Here is a 23,573-nt window from a genome sequence, read left to right as displayed (position 1 = left end):
CCAGAACCGTCGCTGCCCATGTCCATCACACCGCTGGCCAACCGTCCTCACGACCACTCCCATTGCGTACACAGTGCACTGGCTGAAGCTGACGCCTTGTGCACCCGCCAGGGCCTGCGCCTGACAGCCCTGCGCCGCCGTGTGCTGGAGCTGGTGTGGCAGAGCCACAAGCCACTGGGCGCCTACGACATCCTCGCTGTGCTCAGTGAGCAGGACGGCCGCCGCGCCGCGCCGCCCACGGTGTACCGTGCGCTGGACTTCCTGCTGGAAAACGGCCTGGTACATCGCATCGCATCGCTGAACGCCTTCATCGGCTGCAGCCACCCCGAGCACGTGCACCAAGGCCAGTTCCTGATCTGCCGGGCTTGCCATGTGGCCATCGAACTCGAGCAGAGCAGCATCAGCGAGGCCATCATCAACAGCGCCAAAGGTGTGGGTTTCACGGTGGAGACCCAGACCGTGGAAGTGGTCGGCCTGTGCGGTAACTGCCGGAGCGCGGCATGAGTGACGCCCTGATTCGCCTGGAGCAGGTCGGCGTCACCTTTGGCGGTGAGGCGGTGCTCGACAGCATCGACCTGTCGGTCGCCCCAGGCCAGATCGTCACCCTGATTGGCCCCAACGGGGCGGGCAAGACGACCCTGGTGCGCGCCGTACTTGGCCTGCTCAAGCCACATCGCGGCAAGGTATGGCGCAAACCCAAGCTGCGCATTGGCTACATGCCGCAGAAGATTCAAGTTGATGCCACGCTGCCGCTGTCGGTGCTGCGCTTCCTGCGCCTGGTGCCCGGCGTAGACCGCGCGGCAGCCTTGTCGGCGCTGCAGGAAGTGGGCGCCGAGCAGGTCATCGACAGCCCGATCCAGACTATTTCCGGCGGCGAAATGCAACGCGTGCTGCTGGCCCGCGCCCTGCTGCGCGAACCCCAGTTGCTGGTGCTCGACGAACCGGTACAAGGTGTGGACGTGGTCGGCCAGACCGAGCTTTACAACCTCATCACCCGCCTGCGCGACCGCCACGGCTGCGGCGTACTGATGGTGTCCCACGACCTGCATCTGGTCATGAGCGCTACCGACCAGGTGGTGTGCCTGAACCGCCACGTATGCTGCTCGGGCCACCCCGAGCAAGTCAGCGGTGATCCGGCGTTCGTCGAACTGTTCGGCAAGACCGCACCGAGCCTGGCCATCTACCACCACCATCACGACCACAGCCACGACCTGCATGGCTCGGTGGTCGCCCCTGGCACCCATGTTCACGGAGAGCACTGCAAGCATGGCTGATTTTCTTCTCTACGCCTTGCTTGCCGGCTTGTCCCTGGCACTGGTTGCAGGCCCACTGGGCTCCTTCGTGGTATGGCGGCGCATGGCCTATTTTGGCGACACCCTGTCTCACGCCGCGCTGCTCGGTGTGGCCCTGGGCTTTGCCCTGGATGTCAGCCCGGCGTTGGCGGTAACCGTGGGCTGCCTGTTGCTGGCGATTCTGCTGGTGACATTGCAGCAACGCCAGCCGTTGGCCTCCGACACCCTCCTGGGTATCCTGGCCCCCAGCACCTTGTCGCTGGGCCTGGTGGTGCTGAGCTTCATGCACGATGTGCGCATCGACCTGATGGCTTACCTGTTTGGCGATCTGCTGGCCATCAGCACCAGCGACCTGGCCTGGATCCTCGGTGGCAGTGCACTGGTCCTGCTGCTGCTCGCTGTGCTGTGGCGGCCGCTGCTGGCGGTTACCGTGCACGAAGAACTGGCCATGGTCGAAGGCCTGCCCGTGGCCGGCCTGCGCTTGGCGCTGATGCTGCTGATCGCAGTGGTGATTGCGGTTGCCATGAAAATCGTTGGCGTGTTGCTGATCACCTCGCTGCTGATCATTCCTGCGGCTGCGGCACAGCGCCACGCCCGCTCACCAGAGCAGATGGCCTTGGGTGCCAGCCTGCTGGGTGTCACCGCAGTGTGCGGCGGCCTGGCCATGTCCTGGTTCAAGGACACCCCCGCCGGGCCCTCGATCGTGGTCTGCGCCGCAGTGCTATTCTTGCTGAGCCTGGCCCTGCCAAAACGCTGAGAAGCAAGGCGTGTGCAGGCACGCCTTGCAACCTTTGGCCGGTAAAGGGTCTGTAAGGCCTATTTTCGAGCGTGCGCACCTGGGTGTAGACTTGCTCGCTTTTTGCGCAAATAGAGAGTCGCAGGAATGAAGCCGTTCGCCTCCCGTTATCTGCTTGTTGCCGCGTTTTCCCTGATCCTGGCTGCCTGTTCCAATGCGCCGGTCGAACAGGCCACCGCACCTGCTCAAGCAGATGCCTGGCAGCAGTTGCAACAGAACATCGCCAGCAACGAGCTGGCTACCGCCGAAGACCAGCTTGCAGCACTGCAGGCCCAGTCGCCGGATGATGCACGCCTGGAGCAATACCAGCGCCAATTGGCCGAAGCTTATCTGCAACGTAGCCAGATCGTCCTGCAGAAGGGTGATGTGAACGCGGCAGCTACCGCGCTGGCCCGTGCCCGGGCCCTGATGCCGCAGGCGCCAGCGGTCACCGGCGGGGATGCCGTGACCCAGGCCCGCAAGGCCGAGCTGGAAAAGGCTGAAGCTGCGCTGAAAGCCGCCGAGGCCAAGCCCGAGGCACGCATCATCGACCTGACAGCGCCAAGTACCGTGGTGGCGTTGAAGACCACTGACAGCCGCGCGCTGCGCCGCCAACTGGACGACATTGCCGCCGATGTGGTGAGTTACCAGTGTGAGGTGGTATTCCAGGTACCGCGCACCGAGGATGCACCTTGGCTGAAGACCTTGCTGGAAAAGCGTGTGCGCAAGATTGACAGTGGGTTCGAGCTGAAGCAGAAGCATGAGATTCAGCGCTCGCTGCCGGCACAGGTGGTGCTGGTCCCGCATCAGCAGTAAAAGCTTCGCGGGTAAACCCGCTCCTACATCAGGAGCGGGTTTAGCCACGAAAAGGCCTTGTCAGGCAGGAACAGCTTCAGCTGCCGCCTCCCGCTCCCACACCCGGTGGCCTTCAACCGCTTTGACAAAGGCATCCACTGCCTTCTGCTCATCCCCGAGCAACAGCCCCTTGTCCTCCTTGAGCCCCAACGCTTTCGCCAATTCCTTGGTCAGCACCAGCGCCTTCAAGTGCTTGTAACCCTCCAGCACGAAGTGCTTGGCCAATCCGCTAGCCGCCAGCGCATCCGTAGAGGCCTTGCCCGCTGGCACGATAATCCCGTCGAACATGATCGAAGGCATCCCCTCCATCGACGCCGCTACCGGTAGTTGCTTGCCATCCGCCGCCTTCACCGGCGCCGAGGTCGGCCCCAGCAGCATCGGCCGGGCACTGTGCGCTTCCAGGGCCTTGACCAGTTTGTCCACGCTGGCAGCGTCGACGCCATCGGCAACCAGCACGGCAATCTTGCGCCCCTTGATACCCACCGAACCTGGGTGGTTCATCTGGCTCAGCGCAGGCGATTGCGCCAGCTGGCTACCCTTCACCTGCACCGTACCCGCTTTCGGCGCAGGGAGGCCCAGGTTGGCCGCAACCGCCGCCGCCAGCTTCAGGTCAATGTTGGCGAGAATTTCATTCACTTCACGGGCGCGGATATGTTCACGCTCCACTTTGCCCAACTCGAAGCTGTAAGCCTTGATGATGTGCTGTTGCTCGGTCGGGCTCATGCTCTGGAAGAACAGCCGAGCCTGCGAGAAGTGATCACCGAACGACTCACTGCGCTGGCGAATCTTGTGCGCATCGATACGCTCCTGATAGCTCTCGAAGCCGCCATCTTGCGCCGCAGGTGGGGTTTCCTTCGGCCAGCCGCCGTCAATCGAGTTGGGCTCGTAGGAAGCCCGGCCCTTGTGCACAACGTGCTGGTGCAGCGCATCACGCTGATTGTTGTGGTTCGGCGCTACCGGCCGGTTGATCGGGATCTGGTGGAAGTTCGGCCCACCCAGGCGGCTGATCTGGGTATCGGTGTACGAGAACAGCCGGCCCTGCAGCAGCGGGTCGTTGGTAAAGTCGATACCTGGCACGATATGGCCTGGGCAGAACGCCACTTGCTCGACCTCGGCAAAGAAATTGTCCGGGTTGCGGTTGAGCACCATCTTGCCCAGCGGCGTGACGGGTACCAGTTCCTCCGGGATGATCTTGGTTGGGTCCAACAGGTCGAAGTCGAATTTGTGTTCGTCAGCCTCAGGCACAATCTGCACGCCCAGCTCCCATTCCGGGTAATCACCGGTTTCGATGGCTTCCCATAGGTCACGGCGCTGGAAGTCAGTGTCCTTGCCCGCCAGTTTCTGGGCTTCGTCCCACAGCAGGGAATGCACGCCCTGGCGCGGTTTCCAATGAAACTTGACGAAGCTCGCCACGCCCTCGGCATTGATCAGGCGGAAGGTATGCACGCCAAAGCCTTCCATCATTCGAAGGCTGCGCGGGATGGCGCGGTCAGACATGGCCCACATGACCATATGGGCCGACTCCGGCACCAGCGAGACGAAATCCCAGAAGGTGTCATGAGCCGAACCGCCGGTCGGTATCTCGTTGTGTGGCTCTGGCTTCACCGCGTGGACAAAATCGGGGAACTTGATCGCATCCTGGATGAAGAACACCGGCATGTTATTGCCGACCAAGTCGAAATTGCCTTCATCTGTATAGAACTTGACGGCAAAGCCCCGCACATCTCGCACCGTATCGCCAGAACCGCGTGGGCCCTGAACCGTCGAGAAGCGGACAAAAACCGGGGTGATCTTTTCCGGGTCTTGCAGGAAGCCGGCCTTGGTCAGCTCGGCGTGGTTGCCATAGCTCTGGAAGAATCCGTGTGCCCCGGTACCGCGGGCGTGCACGATACGCTCGGGGATACGCTCATGGTCGAAGTGGGTGATTTTCTCGCGCATGATGAAGTCTTCAAGCAGCGAAGGTCCGCGATCGCCCGCCTTGAGGGAGTTCTGGTTGTCAGCAATGCGCACGCCTTGGTTGGTCCGCAGGGCCTGCCCGGTCGCATCGCTGCGGTCGGCCTCCAGGCTCTGCAGCTTGACATTGGTGTTGGCCCTGTCAGGGGTCTGGGTACCGGCGGCCTCGCTGTGCTTGGGCGCATCCGTTTTCTTGCTGGGCATGATCGGCTCTCCTCATCAGTCTTAAGGCGTGCCCGTTCAGGGCTTGTTCAAGTAGTGACTGGAGGACGTTGCCGAGCGTTCAATCAGGATTACCGGTTGTCGCGATATGCCCGATGGATTGGTGCATGACGAAATAAATGCTAAGAACAGCTATGGGAAAAGGCTAAAATGCGCGACCCCAGCTAACCGCTGACCCAAATTTCAATGCGCCCCACAAGGTTCGCTACGTGATCGAGTTCCAACAGGTACATAAAACCTACCGCGTTGCCGGTAGGGAAATCCCCGCACTGAATCCGACCAGCCTGACCATCGAAGATGGCCAGGTGTTCGGCCTGATCGGCCATTCCGGCGCAGGCAAAAGCACCATGCTGCGCCTGATCAACCGCCTGGAGGAACCCTCCGGCGGCACGATCATCGTCGACGGCGAAGACGTCACCGCGTTCAACGCCAGCCAGTTGCGGGGCTTCCGCCAGCAGGTCGGGATGATTTTCCAGCACTTCAACCTGCTGGCCTCCAAGACCGTCGCCGACAACGTCGCCCTGCCACTGGCCCTGGCCGGTGAGCTGTCGCGCAGCGAAATCGACAAGCGCGTCACCGAGCTACTGGCTCGCGTTGGCCTGTCGGACCACGCCAAAAAGTACCCGGCGCAGCTGTCCGGCGGCCAGAAACAGCGCGTCGGCATTGCCCGCGCCCTGTCCACCAACCCGAAGATCCTGCTATGCGACGAGGCCACCAGTGCCCTCGACCCGCAAACCACGGCCTCGGTCCTGCAACTGCTGGCCGAGATCAACCGTGAACTGAAGCTGACCATCGTGTTGATCACTCACGAGATGGACGTGATCCGCCGTGTCTGCGACCGCGTGGCAGTGATGGACGCCGGTCAGATCGTCGAGCAAGGCTCGGTGGCCGAGGTGTTTCTGCACCCCCAGCACCCCACCACCAAGCGCTTCGTCCAGGAAGACGAGCAGGTCGACGAAGGCGAGCAGCGCGACGACTTTGCCCACGTGCCAGGCCGCATCGTACGCCTGACCTTCCAGGGCGACGCCACCTACGCACCGCTGCTGGGCACCGTGGCCCGCGAAACCGGTGTGGACTACAGCATCCTCGCCGGGCGTATCGACCGCATCAAGGATGTCCCCTATGGCCAGCTCACTCTCGCCCTGATCGGCGGAGACATGGAAGCGGCGTTCGCCCGCTTCAAGGCAGCTGACGTACATATGGAGGTACTGCGTTGATGGACGCCCTGAATTTCTTTGCCAACGTCGACTGGGCCGAAATCTGGCTGGCCACCGTCGACACCATGATCATGCTGTTCGGCTCGCTGTTCTTCACCGTGCTGCTGGGCCTGCCACTGGGCGTGCTGCTGTTCCTCTGCGGGCCAAAGCAGATGTTCGAACAGAAAGGCGTCTACGCGCTGCTGTCGCTGGTGGTCAACATCCTGCGCTCGCTGCCATTCATCATTTTGCTGATCGTGATGATCCCGTTCACCGTGCTGATCACCGGTACCTCGCTGGGCGTTGCAGGCGCCATCCCGCCGCTGGTGGTGGGTGCCACGCCGTTCTTTGCGCGCCTGGTTGAAACCGCCTTGCGTGAAGTGGACCGCGGCATCATCGAAGCCACCCAGTCGATGGGCGCCACAACCCGCCAGATCATCACCAGTGCGCTGCTGCCGGAAGCCCGTCCGGGCATCTTCGCGGCCATTACCGTAACCGCCATCACCCTGGTTTCTTACACCGCCATGGCCGGTGTGGTGGGTGCCGGTGGCCTTGGTGACCTGGCTATCCGGTTCGGTTACCAGCGTTTCCAGACCGATGTGATGGTAGTGACCGTGGTACTGCTGCTGGTACTGGTTCAAGTACTGCAGAGCGTGGGCGACAAACTGGTCGTGCATTTTTCCCGTAAGTAACCCCAATGGGGTCGGCCTGGCCGACCCGTTCGGGGGCCGTCGCGGCCCTCACAAGGAGTGATCAATGAAGAAGCTGCTTGCTGTCGCTGCCGCTGTCGCGGCCTTCTCGGCCCAGGCCGATACCCTTACCGTCGCCGCCACCCCGGTGCCGCACGCCGAGATCCTCAACTTCGTCAAACCACAACTGGCGAAAGAGGGCGTAGAGCTGAAGGTCAAGGAATTCACCGACTACATCCAACCGAACGTACAGGTGGCCGAAAAGCGCCTGGACGCCAACTTCTTCCAGCACCAGCCTTACCTGGATGAGTTCAACAAGGCCAAGGGTACCCAGCTGGTGAGCGTGGCAGGCGTGCACATCGAGCCACTGGGCGTGTATTCGACCAAGATCAAGAAGCTGGACGAGCTGTCCTCCGGCGCCACCGTGGTCATCCCCAACGACGCCACCAACGGCGGCCGCGCCTTGCTGCTGCTGGACAAGGCTGGCGTGATCAAGCTCAAGGACAACAAGAACATCCTGTCGACCGTGAAGGATGTTGCCGAAAACCCGAAAAACGTGAAGTTCCGTGAGCTGGAAGCCGCCACCATCCCGCGCGTGCTGACCCAGGTAGATGCCGCCCTGATCAACACCAACTACGCGCTGGAAGCCAAGCTGAACCCGGAAAAAGACGCGCTGGCTATCGAGGGCAGCGACTCGCCTTACGTGAACATCCTGGTTGCCCGCCCGGACAACAAGGACTCGGACGACATGAAGAAACTGGCGGCTGCACTGCACTCGCCTGAGGTGAAGCAGTTCATCATCGAGAAGTACAAAGGCGCTGTGGTTCCGGCGTTCTGATCCGACCTATCACGCTCTATTCTTCGCGGGTAAACCCGCCCCTACACACATCGTTGTAGGAGCGGGTTTACCCGCGAAGCTTTTGGGGCTGACTCAATCCCGCTTGACCAGCCCCGGCAGCTGCGCCCCCAGCTTCTGGTTGTTGAACGGCGCCCGAATGAACCCACGCTGTCTCCCATCCGGGCCGACGATCGCCAGATTACCGCTGTGATCCACGGTATACCCCGGCTTGCTGGTATCCGCCGGAATGAACGGAATGCTCAAGGCATTGGCCAGCTTCTGGGTATCCTCGATCGACCCCGCCACGCCGACAAAGTCCTTGTCGAAATAGCCCAGATACTGCTTCAACTGGTTCGGCGTGTCGCGGTTAGGGTCCACGCTCACCAACACCACCTGCAGCCGGTCGACGGCATCCTTGGGCAGCTCGCTCTTCACCTGGCGCAGCTGGGCCAGTGTGGTCGGGCAGATGTCCGGGCAGTAGGTGTAGCCAAAGAACAGCAGCGACCATTTGCCCTTGAGGTCATCCATCTGCACCGGCTGGCCGTCCTGATTGGTCATGGTGACATCAGCCACGGCGCGGCTCTGCGGCAGCAGGATGATGCCCGCATCAATCAGCTCGGCAGGGTTGGGCTGGTCACGACCATTAAGCACCTTGTTGACGGTCAGGCCCAGGATCAACGCGACCAGGGCAACGAGGATGAAGACGGTTTTCTGGGTTCGGGTCATAGGCTCAGCAACAGGTAGTGGTCAAGAAGCAACGCGATGAACAGCGCGAACAGGTAGCCGATAGAGTACTTGAAGGTGCCGATCGCCGCGTGCGGCCGGCTGCTACGGTACAACACCCAGGCCCAACGCAGGAAGCGCAGGCCCAAGCCCAGGGCACAGGCCAGGTACAGCGGGCCACTCATGTGGATGGCATACGGGAGCAGGCTCACCGCCAGCAGGATCAGGGTGTACAGCAGGATATGCAGTTTGGTGTAGCGCTCGCCGTGGGTCACCGGCAACATCGGGATATCGGCCTTGGCGTATTCCTCCTTGCGGTGGATGGCCAGCGCCCAGAAATGCGGCGGGGTCCAGGCGAAAATGATCAGCACAAGCAGCAAGGGTTCGGCGCTGACATGGCCGCTTACCGCCACCCAGCCGAGCAACGGCGGAGCGGCACCGGCCAGGCCACCGATGACGATGTTCTGTGGCGTGGCGCGCTTGAGAAAGCCGGTGTAGAGCACCGCATAACCGAGTAATGAGGCCAGGGTCAGCCAGGCGGTTAGGGCGTTGGTGAACACCAGCAGCAGGACCATGCCCAGCAGCGCCAGGGCCAAGGCGAACAACAGCGCCGGCAGAGGCTCGACTCGGCCTTGGGCCAAAGGCCGTTTGTGGGTGCGTGCCATCAGCGCATCGATACGCCGATCCACCACATGATTGACCACTGCCGCGCCACCCGCGCACAGGCCGATGCCCAGGTTGCCGAACAACAGCACGCTCCAGCTGACGCCCGCCCGGGTGGCCAGGAACATGCCCGCCAGCGAGGTGATCAGCATCAGCACCACCACCTTCGGCTTGGTCAGCTCAAGGTAATCGCGCCAGCGAGCCCGTCGTACGCTTAGAAGCGTCGCCACGAGTCGTTCCTCATATGATGGGAAATGCCCACCCCGACCACCGGCCGCAGACGCCAGCCATGGCCGACACCCACTTGAACCTTGTCGACCACTCGAATGCGGTAGTTCACCAGCACCATGCTCAGAAGCAGCATCGCCCCGCCGGCATTGTGCGCAACAGCCACCGCCAGCGGCAGGTGGAACACGACGTTGCTGATGCCCAGGCCCACTTGCAAGGCCAGCGCCAGCAGCACCAACAGCGCCAGGCCGGGGAGACCACAGCGGTGCAGCTTCCAGCTGAGCATCAGCAGCACGCAGGTCACCAGCAGCGCGCCCAGCCTGTGGCTGATGTGGATGGCCGTACGCGCATCACTGTCCAGCTGTCCGCCCAGGTAATTGGGGCCGACGTGCTGGGTCAGGTGGAAGCCGTTGCTGAAGTCCGCCGCTGGCCACCACCGGCCATGGCAGGTCGGCAGGTCGATGCAGGCCACGGCTGCGTAGTTGGCGCTGACCCAACCGCCCAAGGCGATCTGGCCGATTACCACCAGCAGCGACAGCGCAGCGATCCGGCGCAGGCTCAGCGGCAGTTTCGGCAAGGGCGCAAAGGCCCGGGACAGACGCAGAGACAACAGGAACAGCAAGCTCAACGTGGTAAAGCCACCCAGCAAGTGCGCAGTGACCACCTGCGGCCATAGCTTCAGGGTGACCGTCCACATACCGAAGGCTGCCTGGGCCAGCACCACACCCAGTAGCAGCATTGGCAGGCGATAAGGCTGCCCATCGCGGGCATGCCGGCGCATTGCCTGGAACGCGAGCAGGGCGATCACCACGGCCAGGCTACCGGCAAAGTAGCGGTGGACCATCTCGGCCCAGCCCTTGGCAGCTTCCACCGGGTGCTCAGGAAAGTGCAGCTCGGCATGGGCCAACTGCGCTTCACTCTTGGGCACGCTGATAAAACCATAGCACCCAGGCCAGTCGGGGCAACCGAGGCCGGCGTGGGTCAGGCGGGTATAGGCACCGAGCAGGACGACCAGCAGTGCCAGCAGGGTGGCGAACACAGCAAGGCGAAATCCAGGTCTGGCCATGGCAGGCTCCTAGCCGATGTTGGACAGCTTGAGCAGGTGGCGCAGGTCATCCAGCACATGCTTGCCGTTGACCTTGCCGTCGTAGCGCAGCACCAGGTTGCCGTGCGGGTCGACGATCCACAGCTGCGGGCCGGGCTCGACAACCTTCTGCTGGTAACGCTGCGCATCCAGCGGGTAGCGCTGCAACTGCGGGTACTCGCGGCCGAGCAGTGCCTGATAGTCGGCACTCAGCGGCTGGGCGGCGGCCAGCGCATGGCTGGCGCGGCTGGCATCACGCCCCAGCCCGATCTGAATCTGCCGAGCCAGGTACACCAGGCGCTGACAGTCTTCGGTGCAGGCCTGGGGGGCGCTTACCAGCAACTGCCAGCGCTCGCCCTGCCCCGCCACGCCGAGATCGGCACGGCTTTCCCCATTGCCAATCATGGCGCCATGGTAGCTGCGGCCTTCCGGCACCCAGAATTTGAGCTTGTACATACTGGTGGCCAGAACCATCGGCCCAAGCACCACCAGCAGGATCAGTAACAGCTGCAAACGCCCACGGGCTCTGGGCTTGCTACGTTCAGGCACGTCCAGTGGAGTGGCGGTGGCCATGGCGTTTCTCCTTGTTTTGGTGCCAGCCGAAGTAGAGGTAGAGCAGAACCAGAGCGGTAGCCAGGGCAAACCACTGCACGGCGTAGCCCACGTGTTTTTCGGGACTCATGGCCACAACTGGCCAGTCCAGGCGATAGCTCGCAGGGCCCGGCTCCAGGCGCAATTCCTGGGCGAAGCCTTCGCGATCAAGCTGTTGCCATAGCAGCGCGGCATCGATAGCGGTCAACAGATGCGGCCATTGCCCGCCGATGGGGTCCGGGTGCAACTGGAAGGTGCTACCGGGCGCGACATACACAGAGGCATCCAGCGCCAAGGCCTGGGCAGGGGTTTCGAAGTGCACCGGCACCCGGCGGTCCAGCCATGGCAGCCAACCACGATTGATCAGCAACCACAGGCCGCTGGCTTGGTCGTGGAAGGGCTGCAGCAGCTCGACACCGGGTTTGCCGTCGCGCATGCGGTTGTCCAGCAGCACGCTGTGCTCGGCGTCGAAGCGGCCATACAAGTGCACGCGGCGGAAGGCGTTGTCTTCTTTCGAGAGGAGCTGGGCGGTGGCTATCGGCGCTTCAATCCGCCGTTCTGCATAGGTGGCCAGCAGCACGCGCTTTTCCTCGGCTCGGCCGAGTTGCCAGCAACCAAGCGCAATCAGCCCCGGCAGCAGTGCAAGCACCGCCAGCGTCGGTACCCAGCCTGGGCGAAACGGCCTCACGGGCGCCTCGCTATACTTATCCACATCACCGCATCCCCCCGGAGTAACGCTATGCTCAAGGCCGCGATTGTCCTGATGCTGTTGGCCACGATTGCCAGCCTGTTCAGTGGCCTGGTGTTTCTGGTCAAGGATGATGAAAACTCGACCCGTCTGCTCAAGGCGCTGACCATACGGGTGACCCTGGCAGCCCTGACCATAGCCCTGGTCGCCTGGGGCTTGATCAGCGGTCAACTGGTCTCCCACGCCCCTTTCTGAAGCGCTCACCCGCCCCTACAGGTTTTTTGTATTCACAACACATAGACAAAGATGAACAACCCCACCCACACCACATCGACGAAGTGCCAGTACCAACTGGCTGCCTCGAAGCCGAAGTGTTTTTCCGGGTTGAAATGCCCGCGCAGAATGCGCACGAACATCACGATCAGAATGATCGTGCCCAATGTCACGTGGGCGCCGTGAAACCCGGTAAGCATGAAAAACGTCGCACCGTAGATCCCTGAACCCAGTGTCAGCCCCAGCTTGGTATAGGCCTCGTGGTACTCGAAGGCCTGCAGTGCGATAAAGCTGATGCCCAGGACAATGGTCAGCGCCATCCAGAATTTCAGCGGGCCGCGGTGGTCACGGCGCAAGGCGTGGTGGGCAATGGTGATTGTCACACTGGAACTGACCAGCAGGATGGTGTTGATCAGCGGCAGATGCCATGGGTCGATCACTTCCTTGGGCGGCGGGAACAGCTTGGGGTCAGGAGTGTGCAGCAGCGGCCAGGTGAATTCGAACGTTGGCCACAGCATGTGCGTAACACCTTTGGCCCCTTCGCCACCCAGCCACGGCCCCGCCAGTACGCGGACATAGAACAGCGCACCGAAGAAGGCCAGGAAGAACATCACTTCGGAGAAGATGAACCAGCTCATGCCCCAGCGGAACGAGCGGTCCAGCTGCGGGCTGTACAACCCGGCGTGGCTCTCCTTGACCACTGCCCCAAACCAGCCGAACAGCATGTAGGCCAGAAACAACGCCCCCACGAAGAAAATCAGCGGCCCGTGCGAATCCGGGTGGCCCGCCTTCATGTCGTTGAACCAGGTGCCCAGGCCGAATACCGTGATGAACATGCCGATGGTGGCGATGATCGGCCATTTGCTCTGCGCCGGAACGTAGTAGTGCTCATGACTTGCCATTGCTGTTCTCCTTCCCTTAACGGGCGCCCTGGACGTCCTGCGCCGCAACGTGCGCGACCGGCGGGTGGCGAGCGGTGATGTCGAACAAGGTGTAGGCCAGTGTCAGGTGCTTCACGCTGGCCGGCAGGTCGCGGTCAACGATGAAGCGCACCGGCATCTCGATGCGTTCGCCGGGCTGCAGCACCTGCTGGGTAAAGCAGAAGCACTCGGTCTTGTGGAAGTAGGCCGCGGCCTCGGCCGGGGTAATGCTGGGTATTGCCTGCGCACTCATCGGCCGGTCGGTCGGGTTGTGGGCAATGAAGATCATCTGGTTCACCGCCCCCGGGTTGACCTCCAGCTGGTCGGCAGTGGAGTAGAAGTCCCAGACCATGTCGCTGGCATTGGTCGACATGAACTGCACCCGCACAGCACGCGTCGGGTCACTGATTTGGCTACCTTCGTATTGGCCGCCGGTCTTGCCGTTGATACCGAAGGCTTTGCACATGACGTCGTAGATCGGCACCAGCGCGAAGCCGAAGGCGAACATCACCACCGTCAGCATCAACAGGCGCGTTACCAGGCGTTTCACCGACAGGCCGTTCATGGCGGGTTCCTATTTCACTTCCGGGGGTGTCTGGAAGGTGTGGTAGGGCGCAGGCGAAGGAATCGACCACTCAAGGCCCTCGGCGCCATCCCAGGGTTTGGCCGGTGCCGGCGCGCCACCGCGGATGCACTTGATGACAATGAACAGGAAGAAGATCTGCGTGGCGCCGAACATGAACGCGCCGATCGACGACACCATGTTGAAATCGGCGAACTGCAGGTTGTAGTCGGGGATGCGCCGTGGCATGCCGGCCAAGCCTACGAAGTGCATGGGGAAGAAGGCCATGTTCATGCCGACGAACGACAGCCAGAAGTGCAGTTTGCCGAGGGTTTCGTCGTACATGTGGCCGGTCCATTTCGGCAGCCAGTAGTAGGCCGAGGCAAAGATGCCGAAAATTGCACCAGGCACCAGTACGTAATGGAAATGCGCCACCACGAAGTAAGTGTCGTGGTACTGGAAGTCTGCCGGGGCGATCGCCAGCATCAACCCGGAGAAACCACCGATGGTGAACAGGATGACAAAGGCGATGGCGAACAGCATCGGCGTTTCGAAGGTGAGCGAACCTTCCCACATGGTGCTGACCCAGTTGAATACCTTCACCCCGGTGGGCACGGCAATCAGCATGGTGGCATACATGAAGAACAACTCGCCTACCACCGGGATGCCGACCACGAACATATGGTGGGCCCAGACGATGAATGACAGGAAGGCAATGGCGCCGGTGGCATACACCATCGAGGTATAACCGAACAGCGGCTTGCGCGAGAACGCCGGGATGATCGAGCTGACCGCACCGAAGGCGGGCAGGATCATGATGTACACCTCAGGGTGACCGAAGAACCAGAACACATGCTGGAACAGCACCGGGTCACCGCCACCTGCGGCACTGAAAAAGCTGGTACCGAAGTGGATATCCATCAGCATCATGGTTACCACGCCGGCCAGTACTGGCATCACCGCAATCAGCAGGAACGCGGTAATCAGCCAGGTCCAGACGAACAGCGGCATTTTCATCAGCGTCATGCCGGGGGCACGCAGGTTGAGGATGGTGGCAATCACGTTGATCGCCCCCATGATCGAGCTGATACCCATCAGGTGGATGGCGAAGATGAAGAAGGTGACGCTGGCTGGCGCATAGGTGGTGGAAAGCGGTGCGTAGAAGGTCCAGCCAAAGTTTGGCCCTCCGCCCGGGCTGAACAGCGTCGATACCAGCAGCAGGAAGGCCGCCGGCAGCAGCCAGAAGCTGAAGTTGTTCATCCGTGGCAGTGCCATGTCGGGCGCGCCGACCATCAGCGGAATCATCCAGTTGGCCAGGCCGACGAAGGCCGGCATCACCGCGCCGAACACCATGATCAGGCCATGCATGGTAGTCATCTGGTTGAAGAATTCCGGCTCCACGATCTGCAAGCCAGGCTGGAACAGCTCGGCGCGGATCACCATGGCGAACGAGCCACCCAGCAGGAACATGATGAAACTGAACCACAAGTACATCGTGCCGATGTCTTTATGGTTGGTGGTCAGCACCCAGCGCATCAGGCCCTTGGCCGGGCCGTGCGCATGGTCGTGGCCGTGGGCGTGGTCGTCGATCACTGCACTCATGTCCTGTCTCCTGCAATCCATTGATTGCCGCGAGTAACCCGGTTCACTTGGCTTCTGCCTGCTTCAGCGCCAGCACGTCCTTCGGCGTCACCATGTCGCCTTTGTTGTTGCCCCAGGCATTGCGCTCGTAGGTGACCACAGCAGCGATGTCGACTTCCGACAGCTGCTTGCCGAAAGCGGCCATGGCCGTGCCGGGCTTGCCATGGAAGACAATGCTCAGGTGGTCTTCCTTCGGCCCGGTGGCAATCTTCGAGCCCTTGAGCGCCGGGAACATTGGTGGCAGGCCCTGGCCTTCGGCCTGGTGACAGGCCACGCAGGCGGTGTGGTAGACCTTGTCGCCGCGCTCCACCAGCTCTTCCAGGGTCCATTCCTTGCTGGTCAGCTCCTTGAGCTTGGCGGCTTCAGCCTTGCGCTCGCCCAGCCAGGTGTCGTAATCCGCCTTGGACTTGACCTCGACCACCACCGGCATGAAGCCGTGGTCCTTGCCGCACAGTTCGGTGCACTGGCCGCGGTAGATGCCTGGCTTTTCGATACGGGTCCAGGCTTCGTTGACAAAGCCTGGGATGGCGTCGCGCTTGACCGCGAAGGCCGGCACCCACCAGGAGTGGATCACATCGGCAGCAGTGACCAGGAAGCGCACTTTCGCGCCCACCGGCAGCACCAGCGGCTGGTCGACTTCCAGCAGGTAATGCTCATCCTTGGGCGCCTTGTTGTGGATCTGGTCGGTGGGGGTGGCCAGGTTGCTGAAGAACTCCACGTCCTGGCCCAGGTATTTGTAGTGCCATTTCCACTGGTAGCCGGTGACCTGGACGTCGATGTCCGACTCGCTGGCGTCATAGATGTCGATCAGGGTCTTGGTAGCCGGAATGGCCATCACCACCAGAATCAGGAAGGGCACCACCGTCCAGAGAATTTCCACCCACGTGTGCTCATGGAAATGAGCGGCCTGCTGGCCAGTGGAGCGGCGGTGGATGACCATCGACCAGAACATCGCGCCAAACACCACGATGCCAATGATCACGCAGATCCAGAAGATGGTCATGTGCAGGTCGAAGACGGCGTTGGAGACTTCCGTCGCCCCTGGGTGCATGTTCACGGTCCAGGCGGCGTTTGCCTGGCCAAAAACCGACCACAACAGGAGGCCCATCCAGACATGTGGATGTCGCATCATTGCGGGTTCCCCTTCTAATTCTTGTTGTCCCGGAGGCATGGCCTGCGGCAAGAGGGAACGGCGGTCAAGACTGCATGGCTTCGACGACCGAGCCCCTGCTAAAAGCAGTCGGGCCTCATCAACGAATCACGTTCAACGGGAGTATAGACAGCGACCAATGGCACGCAATGAAGCCTGTGAAATGAACTTCATGAAATGGCCGAATGGCCGGAAAACCGCGCGCTTGACAGGTCATGGCGCAATAATGGCACGCCGATATGCCTGATAGCGCACACGTTTGCGAAGCTTATAACAAATACGTCTTAGGTATTCTGTATACCGAGCTAATTTAGTGTCTTCCGTTTGAAACGTAATGTCCCTGGAGTTGTCATGAACATCGCTGCTGTACGCGAGCAGGTAAGCCAAGCCCATCAACATGAAGGCCAGACCGGCCAATTGAAACAGCGTCTCGAGCTGCAACTGCCCCACCTGCACCCCTCGATCCAACTGCCTGAGCAGGACGCCCAGGGTACTTTGGCGCGCTTCGTCAGCGCCTACATCGATCAGGTTCCGGAATTGCTGGAGGCCGCCCACGAGGTCGCCCGCGAAGCCGGGATCGAATCGCAGATCAAACCTGTACTGAAAATCGCCGAAGCCTACTTCCTGCAGCCGCCCAGCGTGATGCAAGGGCATGTAGGCCTGGACTGCCTTCTGGATGAAGCGTACCTGGCGCACCGCCTGGTGGAAGAGGTGAATGACTTGTACATCCGCCACTTCCAGCAGCCGTTGATCCCGGTCGACACCACGGTCGCCAACCTGATTGCCCACCAGTTGATTGGCGAAAGCTTTGCCAACCAGCTGGATGAGGTGGTGCACCACTCGGTCGACGAAATGCTCAATGATGAGAGCTTTGCCGTTGAATCGGTGGAGGCTTATCGAGAGAAGCTGAGCAGCCCGGCAACTGGCGAGGCGTGGAAGCGCTGGCCGTGCCTGTCGCGTCAACTGGGTGTCGAGCTGGGTCAGCCGGCCTGATCTACCTGTCACGGCGTAGGTGCATCGGTGGTTCGGCGCAGGCCGTCGTAGGAGCGGGTTCACCCGCGAAAGGGCCGGCCCTGCTGGCCAATCTCCACCCGCCGTTCACCGTTGCCGCCGCTACCGTATTCGCGGGTAAACCCGCTCCTACACACACGCATCGGTGGTTCGCCACAGCCCGTCGTAGGAGCGGGTTTACCCGCGAAAGGGCCGGCCCTGCTGGCCAATCTCCACCCGCCGTTCACCGTTGCCGCCACTACCGTATTCGCGGGTAAACCCACTCCTACGCCCCAACCCCCGCTGTAGTCCGCAACCGCCCCTCGATCCGACGCTTCAGGCGCCGCTGCTCTATCAGCAACCGTGACCCATTGGCAGAATTGCTGCGGCTCCAGTCCTCCAGCAATTCAAGGCACGAGTGGTCGATATAACTCAGGTTCCCCAGCGGCACATGCAGCGTGGTGCCCGGCGGTACGGTATCCAGCACCTGGGTCAGCGCCGGCACCTTCAGGAAGGTCGCCGCGCCACTGAGACGCAGTTCCATGTGCCCATCCTTGTCCAGGCTCACCAGGTTGATCTTCAACCGCGCCGCCTTGAACGCCAGCTTCAGCAAGGTCAGGGCAAAGCCCAGCAGCACACCGGTCAGCAGGTCGGTAAAGATGATCGCCAGCGCAGTCGCCGCATAGGTGAACATCGGCATGCGCCCATAACGGCCCAGCCCGCGAAACGCCTTGAAGTCGACCAGTTTGACCCCGGTAAACACCAGCACCCCCGCCAGGCTCGCCACCGGGATCTGCTGCAGCACGCTGCTCAGCGCCACCACGAAGGCCAGCAACCACAAGCCATGGAAGATTGCCGAGGCCCGGGTTTGCGCCCCCGCCTGGACGTTGGCCGAGCTGCGCACAATTACTCCGGTCATCGGCAGGGCACCCAGCACCCCGCACAGCATGTTGCCAATGCCCTGGGCCGACAGTTCGCGGTCGAAGTCCGAACGCTGGCCGCTGTGCATACGGTCTACTGCTGCAGCCGACAGCAAGGTTTCGGCGCTGGCAATGAACGCCAGGGCAAAGGCGGCGACCAGCAGGGCAGGGTCGGCCAGCTGCATCAGGTCCGCCGGACTAAGCCAGTCGATGGCCTCGGACAGGTCTGCCGGGACTTGCACGCGGTTCACCGGCAAGGCCAGCCACAGGCTGATGGCAGTCATGCTGGCCACGCCGAGTAATGCACCCGGCACGAAACGCAGCCGCTGCGGCCGCAAGCGCTCCCAGCCCCACATGATGGCGATGGTCCCCAGGCCCAGCGCACCGGCCATCCAGCCGGCGCCGGTGCTCTCCTGGGGCAGGGCAGCCGACAACGTTGCCGGGAACTCCAGCAGGTTCTGCAGGCCCGACGGTTGCGGCGCGGTGTCGAACATCACATGCACCTGCGAAAGCACGATCAACACGCCAATCCCGGCGAGCATGCCGTAAACCACCGCCGGCGCGGTCACGCGGAACCAGCAGCCCAGGCGCAGGCGACCGGCCAGCAACTGCAACAGGCCAGCCAGCAACAGGATTGGCCCGAGCATGGCCATGCCGTGCTGGCGTACCAGCTCGAACACCAGTACCGCCAGACCGGCAGCGGGGCCGCTGACCTGTAGCGGCGACCCAGCAAGGAAACCGACGACAATGCCGCCGATAATCCCAGTAATCAGGCCTTTTGCCGGCGGCATGCCAGAAGCGATCGCAATGCCCATGCACAACGGCAGGGCCACCAGGAAGACCACCACCGACGCCAGCAACTCACGCGGCAGGGCCGCTTTCAACTGTGTAATGTTCACCGTGTTTCTCCTTTCTCTAGTCGCACGGCCATTCCCCTGGCCGTGGGCACGTTTGCCCCTGACAATCGCGCAGGCGCGGGCCGCCAGCGAGCACGCCGGCAGGGCAGTCAGGGAATTCAAGGCAGCCGAATGCCGTGCCACACCCCTGCAGGGTGCAGCCGGCTATCAAGGTTCTAGCAGCGGACGGGTCGCTTAGTAGCGGCCTCTCGGAGTGGCGCAGGGAACGGGTTCACCCGCGGCCAAGGGCAGGAAGCTGTCGCTGGCGGCGTCGTAGGCTTCGATCTTGCTGGTCTCGATGTCGTACACCCAACCATGAATGAACAGCTCACCGGCCGCCAGGCGCGAAGCCACCGAAGGATGGGTGCGCAAGTGATGCAACTGGGCGATGACGTTCTCTTTGGTCAGCACTTGCATCGTCTCGTGTTCGCTGCCGCAGGAGCAGTTGTTCTCGACCACGGTGCGGGCCACTTCAGCGTGGCGCAACCAGGCGCCAACGGTAGGCATCTTGGTCAGCGACTGCGGATTGAGTACCGCACGCATGGCGCCACAGTCGGAGTGGCCACAGATGATGATGTGGTGAACTTTAAGCGCCATTACGGCGTACTCGATGGCGCTGGAAACACCGCCGTTCATCTGGCCATAAGGCGGTACCACGTTACCCACGTTACGGGTCACGAACAGGTCGCCTGGCGAGCTCTGGGTGATCAGCTCGGGAACGATGCGCGAATCGGCACAGGTGATGAACATGGCGCGTGGTGTTTGCGCGGTGGCGAGCTTCTTGAACAGCTCTTGCTGATCGGGGAAAACATCATGGTGAAAGCGCAGGAAGCCGTCGACGATGTGCTTGAGGGCAGCATCGGCGCTTTCCGCGGGGACCTGCGGTACGACCTTGGATGGGTCCTTGACGGGCATGATTCATCCTCTTGACGGTGTGTAGGTAAATCCATTTTACCGGTGAAAGATTCAGGCTATGCAGGGTTTTAGATGACACGCACGGGCCATAGATCACAGTCGGTGTGGACTTGTTACCTACGCTAGCGGGGAAAACTTAACTGAAACTTAATTCGAAGGCTCTAGAACGGGCGTTCCAGATGAAAAAGGCGGGAACTGGATAATAGCAAAAAAACATCAGCTGCCAATATGTATTAGCGCAATTATTGGTTGTTATTAGTTGTGTTGTGAGCAATGCGCAGCCCTTGGTGGGGCGGGTGCATGTCAGAACAGCGCCATCTGCCCACCCGGCGGGCAGAACGCCGAGCAATCCAGCGCCTGCGCATCTCGCCCTTCGAAGTCCAACCGTTTCATTGCCCTGGCAAAGCGCTGCGCCAGCAACTCGGCAAACACCCCTTCACCACGCATGCGCACACCGAACCGGCTGTCATACAGCTCGCCACCACGGCTCTGGCGGATCAGGCTCAACACATGCGCTGCCCGCTGCGGGTAATGATCCTGCAACCACTGCTCAAACAACGGCGCCACCTCCAGCGGCAGCCGCAGCATCATGTACGCCGCACTTTGCGCACCGGCCTCCTTGGCAGCCTCCAACAGGCGTTCCAGCTCACTGTCGTTGATCATCGGAATCATCGGCGAACACAAAACACCCACCGGTACGCCCGCTTCACGCAATACCCGGATGGCCCTCAACCTCGCACCGGGTGAGGCCGCTCGGGGTTCGAGCACCCGTTTGAGGTCATCGTCCAGCGTGGTCAGGCTGATCATCACCCGTGCCAGGCGCTGGCGGGCCATCTCGGCCAGCAGGTCGAGGTCGCGCAGCACCAGCGAACCCTTGGTGACGATGGTCACCGGGTGACGAAAACGCAGTAACACTTCAAGCAAGCGCCGGGTCAGTAGCTGTTCCCGCTCGATAGGCTGGTACGGGTCAGTGTTGGAGCCCAGATTGATTGGCGCGCACACGTAGCCCGGTTTGCTCAACTGCTGTGCCAGCACCTCGGCGGCGTTGGTCTTGGCGATCAGCTTGGTCTCGAAATCCAGGCCAGGAGAAAGGTCCCAGTAGGCATGTGAGGGGCGGGCATAGCAGTAGATGCAACCATGCTCGCAGCCACGGTAAGGGTTGATGGAGCGATCGAAGGGCAGGTCGGGGGAGGTGTTGCGGCTAATCACCGACTTGGCTGTCTCGATCCGCACCTCGGTGCCCTGGGTTTGCGGCACTTCCTGGTACCAGCCGTCGTCCTCCGCCACCGAACGACCAGGGGCAAAGCGGTTGTGTGGGTTGTGCGCCGTGCCACGGCCCTTTTGCGGTGCTGGAGGAATCATGGCTCACCCGGATACTGTATTCATATACAGTATCGTGCATACCGGGATCTTACCAGCACCTCTGGTCTGACTACTTCAGGCCATGCCAGCGGAGATACGCTGCCTGGTTCGATTGCCGACCAAGGAACGCCTCGATGCCTTCGCGCAACGGACGCGATGCCCCTGGGGCGAACAGCGCTTCCTGCAGTGCCCGTCCCGTGGCCCGGTTCAACAGGCCCTCGGCCTCGAAGCGGGTGAACAGATCGAAGGCATGCACATCCGACCACAAGTAGGCGTAGTAACCAGCATCGTAGCCGTCCACAAGATGGTCGAAGGCGTGCGCCGGATGTTCGAAATCAGCGAGCGGCCAGTAGCCACAACGCTCGCGGGCATTACCCAACCGCTGTTCAAAGGACCTGCCATCGTTTGGAGTGGCATGCAGGTCCATGTCGAACAGCGCCAGGCTCAGATGACGCGCGATTTCCTCTACGCCCTGCTGCCGCAGCTGCTGCAGGCACTTATCGGCCTGCTTGCGGGTTAATTGGCTGCCATCGCGCGCGTGCGCCGAGATCGCCACCAGGTAGTCCGCATCCCAGACCCAACGCTCGAACAGCTTGCCGAACAACTCCACACCATCGGTGCCCAGCTCGGTCACGTTGGACATGACGTGGTTCGTCGTACGCACCAGCAAGTGGTGCAGGGCATGGCCGAATTCATGGAAAAGCTTGCGCAATGACAGGTGGTCGAGCAACGGCTGGAAACCGGGCGGCGCTTGCGGCACATCACTGAAAACTACCACCGAGGCTGCGTGGTAGATACCCTCTGCATCGACCCGGCGATTCCTTACGTAGGTGGTGAACACCGCGTCTGGCTGCTTGCCTGCGTGCTGCACGGCATCCAGATACAAAAAACCAATGAAAGCACTGTCCTGCCACACCTCGAACGGCTGCACGCTGTCATCCCAGGCAGCCAGCGCTTTGGGCTGCAGCACTACACCAAACAGCTTCTGCGCCAATTGCTGCAACGCACTGACAACGGTATTCAGCGGGAAGTAATCGCGCAGCGCTGCGGTAGGAAACTCACTGCGCGAAGCACGCTGCAGGTACTCGAAATCCCAGGGTTGGGGTTTCCCCAAGCCCTGCTCGGCAGCACGGCCCTCCACCTGCGAACGCCACTGCAACATGGCGGGTCGCACATGATCGGCCAGATCGTGGAGAAAGCCGCACACATGCGCTACCGAACCCGCACTCTTTACCTGCAAGCTCTGCTCCAGATGGCTGGGAAAACCGAGCAGCAGGGCCTTCTCCTCAAGCAATTGCGCCAGTCGCTGCAGATGCGAGCGGTTGTCCTGTTGCGGATCATGGCTGACGCCACGGGCGTGAAAAGCCCGGTACACACGCTCACGGAGCTGTCGGCTGTCAGCATGCTTGAGCACCTCACTAGTAGTCACCGTGTCACAGGCAATCAACCACCCCTGCTTACCTGCTTCTTTTGCTCGTGCAGCCAGTTCGTCGCGTACCCGCTGTGGGATGCCGCTCAGCTCGGCTTCATCGGTGATACTCAGGCCTGGCCGGTAGATGTTGCTGCGAAACGCCTTGCGTGCAGTGCCAATCTGCGCCTGAAGGTCTGCCAGACGCGCTTTGCCTGCGGTGTCGAGTAACGCCCCGCTAGCGACGAACTTGTCCAGGTGCCAACGCAAGGTGGCGCGCTTCCCGGCGTCCAGTTGCTTGCCGATGTCACTCTTGGCCAAGCGCTCATACAAATCATGCAGCCCACTGTTGGCGAATTTCTGTTCGAAGCGTGCCGTCGCTCTACCGTAGACATCGGTGATGGCGTTGGCCCAGTCCATGTTCCGGCCGACCAGTGGTGAGGCGCCATACAGCACTGCCAGCAGCCGGCTATCCAGCCCATCTACGGCCAGCACCATGTCATCCCAGGTGGGCATGGCCCGCTGATCAATGATGATGCGTTCGACCCCTTTCTCGTGTGCCAGCAGCACGTGATCGAACGCCGCCTGCATGTTCTCAAGGGTGATTGAAGAGTAATCAACGGGGATATGGCTATTTTGCAGAAGTGGGTTGTCCATGGCGCGTCACCTTGCTCGTAGTAGGAGCAGGAGAGCTTGCAGGGCCAACGTGCGCCAGGTGGCCTGACTATCTAACACCTGT

General features: G+C 61.7%; 23 protein-coding genes. 9 read left to right on the top strand and 14 right to left on the bottom strand.

Annotated features, from left to right (window positions below):
* Window positions 1–18: 18 nt before the first annotated feature.
* The 4 genes from zur (at window position 19) to FQ668_RS26975 (ending at window position 2,883) form a co-directional block, all read left to right on the top strand.
* A complete protein-coding gene (zur, locus tag FQ668_RS26990) occupies window positions 19–504 on the top strand; it encodes a zinc uptake transcriptional repressor Zur (protein WP_003253002.1) in 486 nt (161 codons plus the stop codon).
* Window positions 501–1,274, top strand: a complete 774-nt coding sequence (znuC, locus tag FQ668_RS26985; RefSeq protein ID WP_003253004.1) for a zinc ABC transporter ATP-binding protein ZnuC — start codon at window positions 501–503, stop codon at window positions 1,272–1,274. The genes zur and znuC overlap by 4 nt, the downstream gene beginning before the upstream one ends.
* Complete coding sequence (gene znuB, locus FQ668_RS26980) at window positions 1,267–2,049, top strand: zinc ABC transporter permease subunit ZnuB (RefSeq protein WP_019437388.1); 783 nt, start codon at window positions 1,267–1,269, stop codon at window positions 2,047–2,049. The genes znuC and znuB overlap by 8 nt, the downstream gene beginning before the upstream one ends.
* Before the next feature lie 126 nt (window positions 2,050–2,175).
* A complete protein-coding gene (locus tag FQ668_RS26975) occupies window positions 2,176–2,883 on the top strand; it encodes a PA5502 family lipoprotein (protein ID WP_144180730.1) in 708 nt (235 codons plus the stop codon).
* 60 nt (window positions 2,884–2,943) lie between these two features.
* Here the strand turns inward: FQ668_RS26975 and katE are convergent, their stop codons facing one another.
* Complete coding sequence (gene katE / locus FQ668_RS26970; RefSeq protein ID WP_014589250.1) at window positions 2,944–5,079, bottom strand: catalase HPII; 2,136 nt, start codon at window positions 5,077–5,079, stop codon at window positions 2,944–2,946.
* A gap of 227 nt (window positions 5,080–5,306) precedes the next feature.
* On the opposite strand from katE, the gene FQ668_RS26965 reads away from it, so the two are divergent.
* From FQ668_RS26965 to FQ668_RS26955, 3 genes are all read left to right on the top strand, one after another.
* Window positions 5,307–6,314: a methionine ABC transporter ATP-binding protein gene (locus FQ668_RS26965; protein ID WP_003253013.1), complete on the top strand. Its 1,008-nt coding sequence runs from the start codon at window positions 5,307–5,309 to the stop codon at window positions 6,312–6,314.
* On the top strand, window positions 6,314–6,985 hold the full coding sequence (locus tag FQ668_RS26960) for a methionine ABC transporter permease (RefSeq protein ID WP_010951513.1): 672 nt from the start codon (window positions 6,314–6,316) through the stop codon (window positions 6,983–6,985). Before FQ668_RS26965 ends, FQ668_RS26960 begins: the two co-directional genes overlap by 1 nt.
* Before the next feature lie 64 nt (window positions 6,986–7,049).
* On the top strand, window positions 7,050–7,820 hold the full coding sequence (locus FQ668_RS26955; protein WP_019437495.1) for a MetQ/NlpA family ABC transporter substrate-binding protein: 771 nt from the start codon (window positions 7,050–7,052) through the stop codon (window positions 7,818–7,820).
* Window positions 7,821–7,913: 93 nt separating this feature from the next.
* Here FQ668_RS26955 and FQ668_RS26950 read toward each other — a convergent pair whose 3' ends face one another.
* The 5 genes from FQ668_RS26950 to FQ668_RS26930 are packed head-to-tail and all read right to left on the bottom strand — an operon-like array spanning window position 7,914 to window position 11,797.
* Complete coding sequence (locus FQ668_RS26950) at window positions 7,914–8,546, bottom strand: SCO family protein (protein WP_003253019.1); 633 nt, start codon at window positions 8,544–8,546, stop codon at window positions 7,914–7,916.
* A complete protein-coding gene (gene cyoE / locus FQ668_RS26945) occupies window positions 8,543–9,436 on the bottom strand; it encodes a heme o synthase (RefSeq protein WP_014589247.1) in 894 nt (297 codons plus the stop codon). Before cyoE ends, FQ668_RS26950 begins: the two co-directional genes overlap by 4 nt.
* The gene (locus FQ668_RS26940; RefSeq protein WP_134697426.1) at window positions 9,421–10,500 is read right to left on the bottom strand and encodes a heme A synthase; all 1,080 of its coding nucleotides are present in this window, start codon (window positions 10,498–10,500) and stop codon (window positions 9,421–9,423) included. The genes cyoE and FQ668_RS26940 overlap by 16 nt, the downstream gene beginning before the upstream one ends.
* Before the next feature lie 9 nt (window positions 10,501–10,509).
* Entirely contained in the window at window positions 10,510–11,091 is a 582-nt protein-coding gene (locus tag FQ668_RS26935; protein WP_014589245.1) for a hypothetical protein, read from the bottom strand.
* Window positions 11,060–11,797: an SURF1 family protein gene (locus FQ668_RS26930; RefSeq protein ID WP_014589244.1), complete on the bottom strand. Its 738-nt coding sequence runs from the start codon at window positions 11,795–11,797 to the stop codon at window positions 11,060–11,062. The genes FQ668_RS26935 and FQ668_RS26930 overlap by 32 nt, the downstream gene beginning before the upstream one ends.
* Before the next feature lie 51 nt (window positions 11,798–11,848).
* On the opposite strand from FQ668_RS26930, the gene FQ668_RS26925 reads away from it, so the two are divergent.
* Window positions 11,849–12,052 (top strand): twin transmembrane helix small protein, encoded by a 204-nt coding sequence (locus tag FQ668_RS26925; protein WP_019436843.1) that lies wholly within the window; start codon window positions 11,849–11,851, stop codon window positions 12,050–12,052.
* A gap of 32 nt (window positions 12,053–12,084) precedes the next feature.
* On the opposite strand, the gene FQ668_RS26920 is transcribed toward FQ668_RS26925, so the two are convergent.
* Genes FQ668_RS26920 through coxB form a run of 4 tightly spaced genes read right to left on the bottom strand, consistent with a single transcriptional unit; the run spans window position 12,085 to window position 16,325 of the window.
* A complete protein-coding gene (locus FQ668_RS26920; RefSeq protein ID WP_011953141.1) occupies window positions 12,085–12,972 on the bottom strand; it encodes a cytochrome c oxidase subunit 3 in 888 nt (295 codons plus the stop codon).
* A 16-nt stretch (window positions 12,973–12,988) separates the two neighbouring features.
* The gene (locus FQ668_RS26915; protein WP_014589243.1) at window positions 12,989–13,555 is read right to left on the bottom strand and encodes a cytochrome c oxidase assembly protein; all 567 of its coding nucleotides are present in this window, start codon (window positions 13,553–13,555) and stop codon (window positions 12,989–12,991) included.
* A gap of 9 nt (window positions 13,556–13,564) precedes the next feature.
* Window positions 13,565–15,154, bottom strand: coding sequence for a cytochrome c oxidase subunit I (gene ctaD / locus FQ668_RS26910; RefSeq protein ID WP_014589242.1), 1,590 nt, complete (start codon window positions 15,152–15,154; stop codon window positions 13,565–13,567).
* Between the two features lie 43 nt (window positions 15,155–15,197).
* Window positions 15,198–16,325, bottom strand: coding sequence for a cytochrome c oxidase subunit II (gene coxB, locus FQ668_RS26905; RefSeq protein ID WP_019436842.1), 1,128 nt, complete (start codon window positions 16,323–16,325; stop codon window positions 15,198–15,200).
* Between the two features lie 369 nt (window positions 16,326–16,694).
* On the opposite strand from coxB, the gene FQ668_RS26900 reads away from it, so the two are divergent.
* The gene (locus FQ668_RS26900) at window positions 16,695–17,336 is read left to right on the top strand and encodes a hypothetical protein (RefSeq protein WP_003253042.1); all 642 of its coding nucleotides are present in this window, start codon (window positions 16,695–16,697) and stop codon (window positions 17,334–17,336) included.
* 283 nt (window positions 17,337–17,619) lie between these two features.
* Here FQ668_RS26900 and FQ668_RS26895 read toward each other — a convergent pair whose 3' ends face one another.
* The 4 genes from FQ668_RS26895 to FQ668_RS26880 form a co-directional block, all read right to left on the bottom strand.
* On the bottom strand, window positions 17,620–19,152 hold the full coding sequence (locus tag FQ668_RS26895) for a SulP family inorganic anion transporter (protein WP_014589240.1): 1,533 nt from the start codon (window positions 19,150–19,152) through the stop codon (window positions 17,620–17,622).
* A 192-nt stretch (window positions 19,153–19,344) separates the two neighbouring features.
* Window positions 19,345–20,064: a carbonic anhydrase gene (locus FQ668_RS26890; protein ID WP_003253046.1), complete on the bottom strand. Its 720-nt coding sequence runs from the start codon at window positions 20,062–20,064 to the stop codon at window positions 19,345–19,347.
* Window positions 20,065–20,367: 303 nt separating this feature from the next.
* Window positions 20,368–21,426: a PA0069 family radical SAM protein gene (locus FQ668_RS26885; RefSeq protein WP_019436841.1), complete on the bottom strand. Its 1,059-nt coding sequence runs from the start codon at window positions 21,424–21,426 to the stop codon at window positions 20,368–20,370.
* A 70-nt stretch (window positions 21,427–21,496) separates the two neighbouring features.
* Window positions 21,497–23,491 (bottom strand): M3 family metallopeptidase, encoded by a 1,995-nt coding sequence (locus FQ668_RS26880; protein ID WP_019436840.1) that lies wholly within the window; start codon window positions 23,489–23,491, stop codon window positions 21,497–21,499.
* Window positions 23,492–23,573 lie beyond the last annotated feature (82 nt).

The organism is Pseudomonas sp. Kh14, from assembly GCF_900291005.1.
Lineage (GTDB): Bacteria > Pseudomonadota > Gammaproteobacteria > Pseudomonadales > Pseudomonadaceae > Aquipseudomonas > Aquipseudomonas alloputida.
Note: the sequence above shows the minus strand (reverse complement) of the source record. Positions and strands in the feature narration are given on the sequence as shown.

Coding starts and splice junctions, on each gene's coding strand:
- katE (WP_014589250.1), bottom strand. CDS start 5,079: ATGCCCAGCAAGAAAACGGATGCGCCCAAGCACAGCGAGGCCGCCGGT.
- FQ668_RS26975 (WP_144180730.1), top strand. CDS start 2,176: ATGAAGCCGTTCGCCTCCCGTTATCTGCTTGTTGCCGCGTTTTCCCTG.
- zur (WP_003253002.1), top strand. CDS start 19: ATGTCCATCACACCGCTGGCCAACCGTCCTCACGACCACTCCCATTGC.
- FQ668_RS26925 (WP_019436843.1), top strand. CDS start 11,849: ATGCTCAAGGCCGCGATTGTCCTGATGCTGTTGGCCACGATTGCCAGC.
- ctaD (WP_014589242.1), bottom strand. CDS start 15,154: ATGAGTGCAGTGATCGACGACCACGCCCACGGCCACGACCATGCGCAC.
- znuC (WP_003253004.1), top strand. CDS start 501: ATGAGTGACGCCCTGATTCGCCTGGAGCAGGTCGGCGTCACCTTTGGC.
- FQ668_RS26920 (WP_011953141.1), bottom strand. CDS start 12,972: ATGGCAAGTCATGAGCACTACTACGTTCCGGCGCAGAGCAAATGGCCG.
- FQ668_RS26960 (WP_010951513.1), top strand. CDS start 6,314: ATGGACGCCCTGAATTTCTTTGCCAACGTCGACTGGGCCGAAATCTGG.
- FQ668_RS26890 (WP_003253046.1), bottom strand. CDS start 20,064: ATGCCCGTCAAGGACCCATCCAAGGTCGTACCGCAGGTCCCCGCGGAA.
- znuB (WP_019437388.1), top strand. CDS start 1,267: ATGGCTGATTTTCTTCTCTACGCCTTGCTTGCCGGCTTGTCCCTGGCA.
- FQ668_RS26915 (WP_014589243.1), bottom strand. CDS start 13,555: ATGAACGGCCTGTCGGTGAAACGCCTGGTAACGCGCCTGTTGATGCTG.
- FQ668_RS26940 (WP_134697426.1), bottom strand. CDS start 10,500: ATGGCCAGACCTGGATTTCGCCTTGCTGTGTTCGCCACCCTGCTGGCA.
- coxB (WP_019436842.1), bottom strand. CDS start 16,325: ATGATGCGACATCCACATGTCTGGATGGGCCTCCTGTTGTGGTCGGTT.
- FQ668_RS26955 (WP_019437495.1), top strand. CDS start 7,050: ATGAAGAAGCTGCTTGCTGTCGCTGCCGCTGTCGCGGCCTTCTCGGCC.
- FQ668_RS26900 (WP_003253042.1), top strand. CDS start 16,695: ATGAACATCGCTGCTGTACGCGAGCAGGTAAGCCAAGCCCATCAACAT.
- FQ668_RS26950 (WP_003253019.1), bottom strand. CDS start 8,546: ATGACCCGAACCCAGAAAACCGTCTTCATCCTCGTTGCCCTGGTCGCG.
- FQ668_RS26935 (WP_014589245.1), bottom strand. CDS start 11,091: ATGGCCACCGCCACTCCACTGGACGTGCCTGAACGTAGCAAGCCCAGA.
- FQ668_RS26880 (WP_019436840.1), bottom strand. CDS start 23,491: ATGGACAACCCACTTCTGCAAAATAGCCATATCCCCGTTGATTACTCT.
- FQ668_RS26885 (WP_019436841.1), bottom strand. CDS start 21,426: ATGATTCCTCCAGCACCGCAAAAGGGCCGTGGCACGGCGCACAACCCA.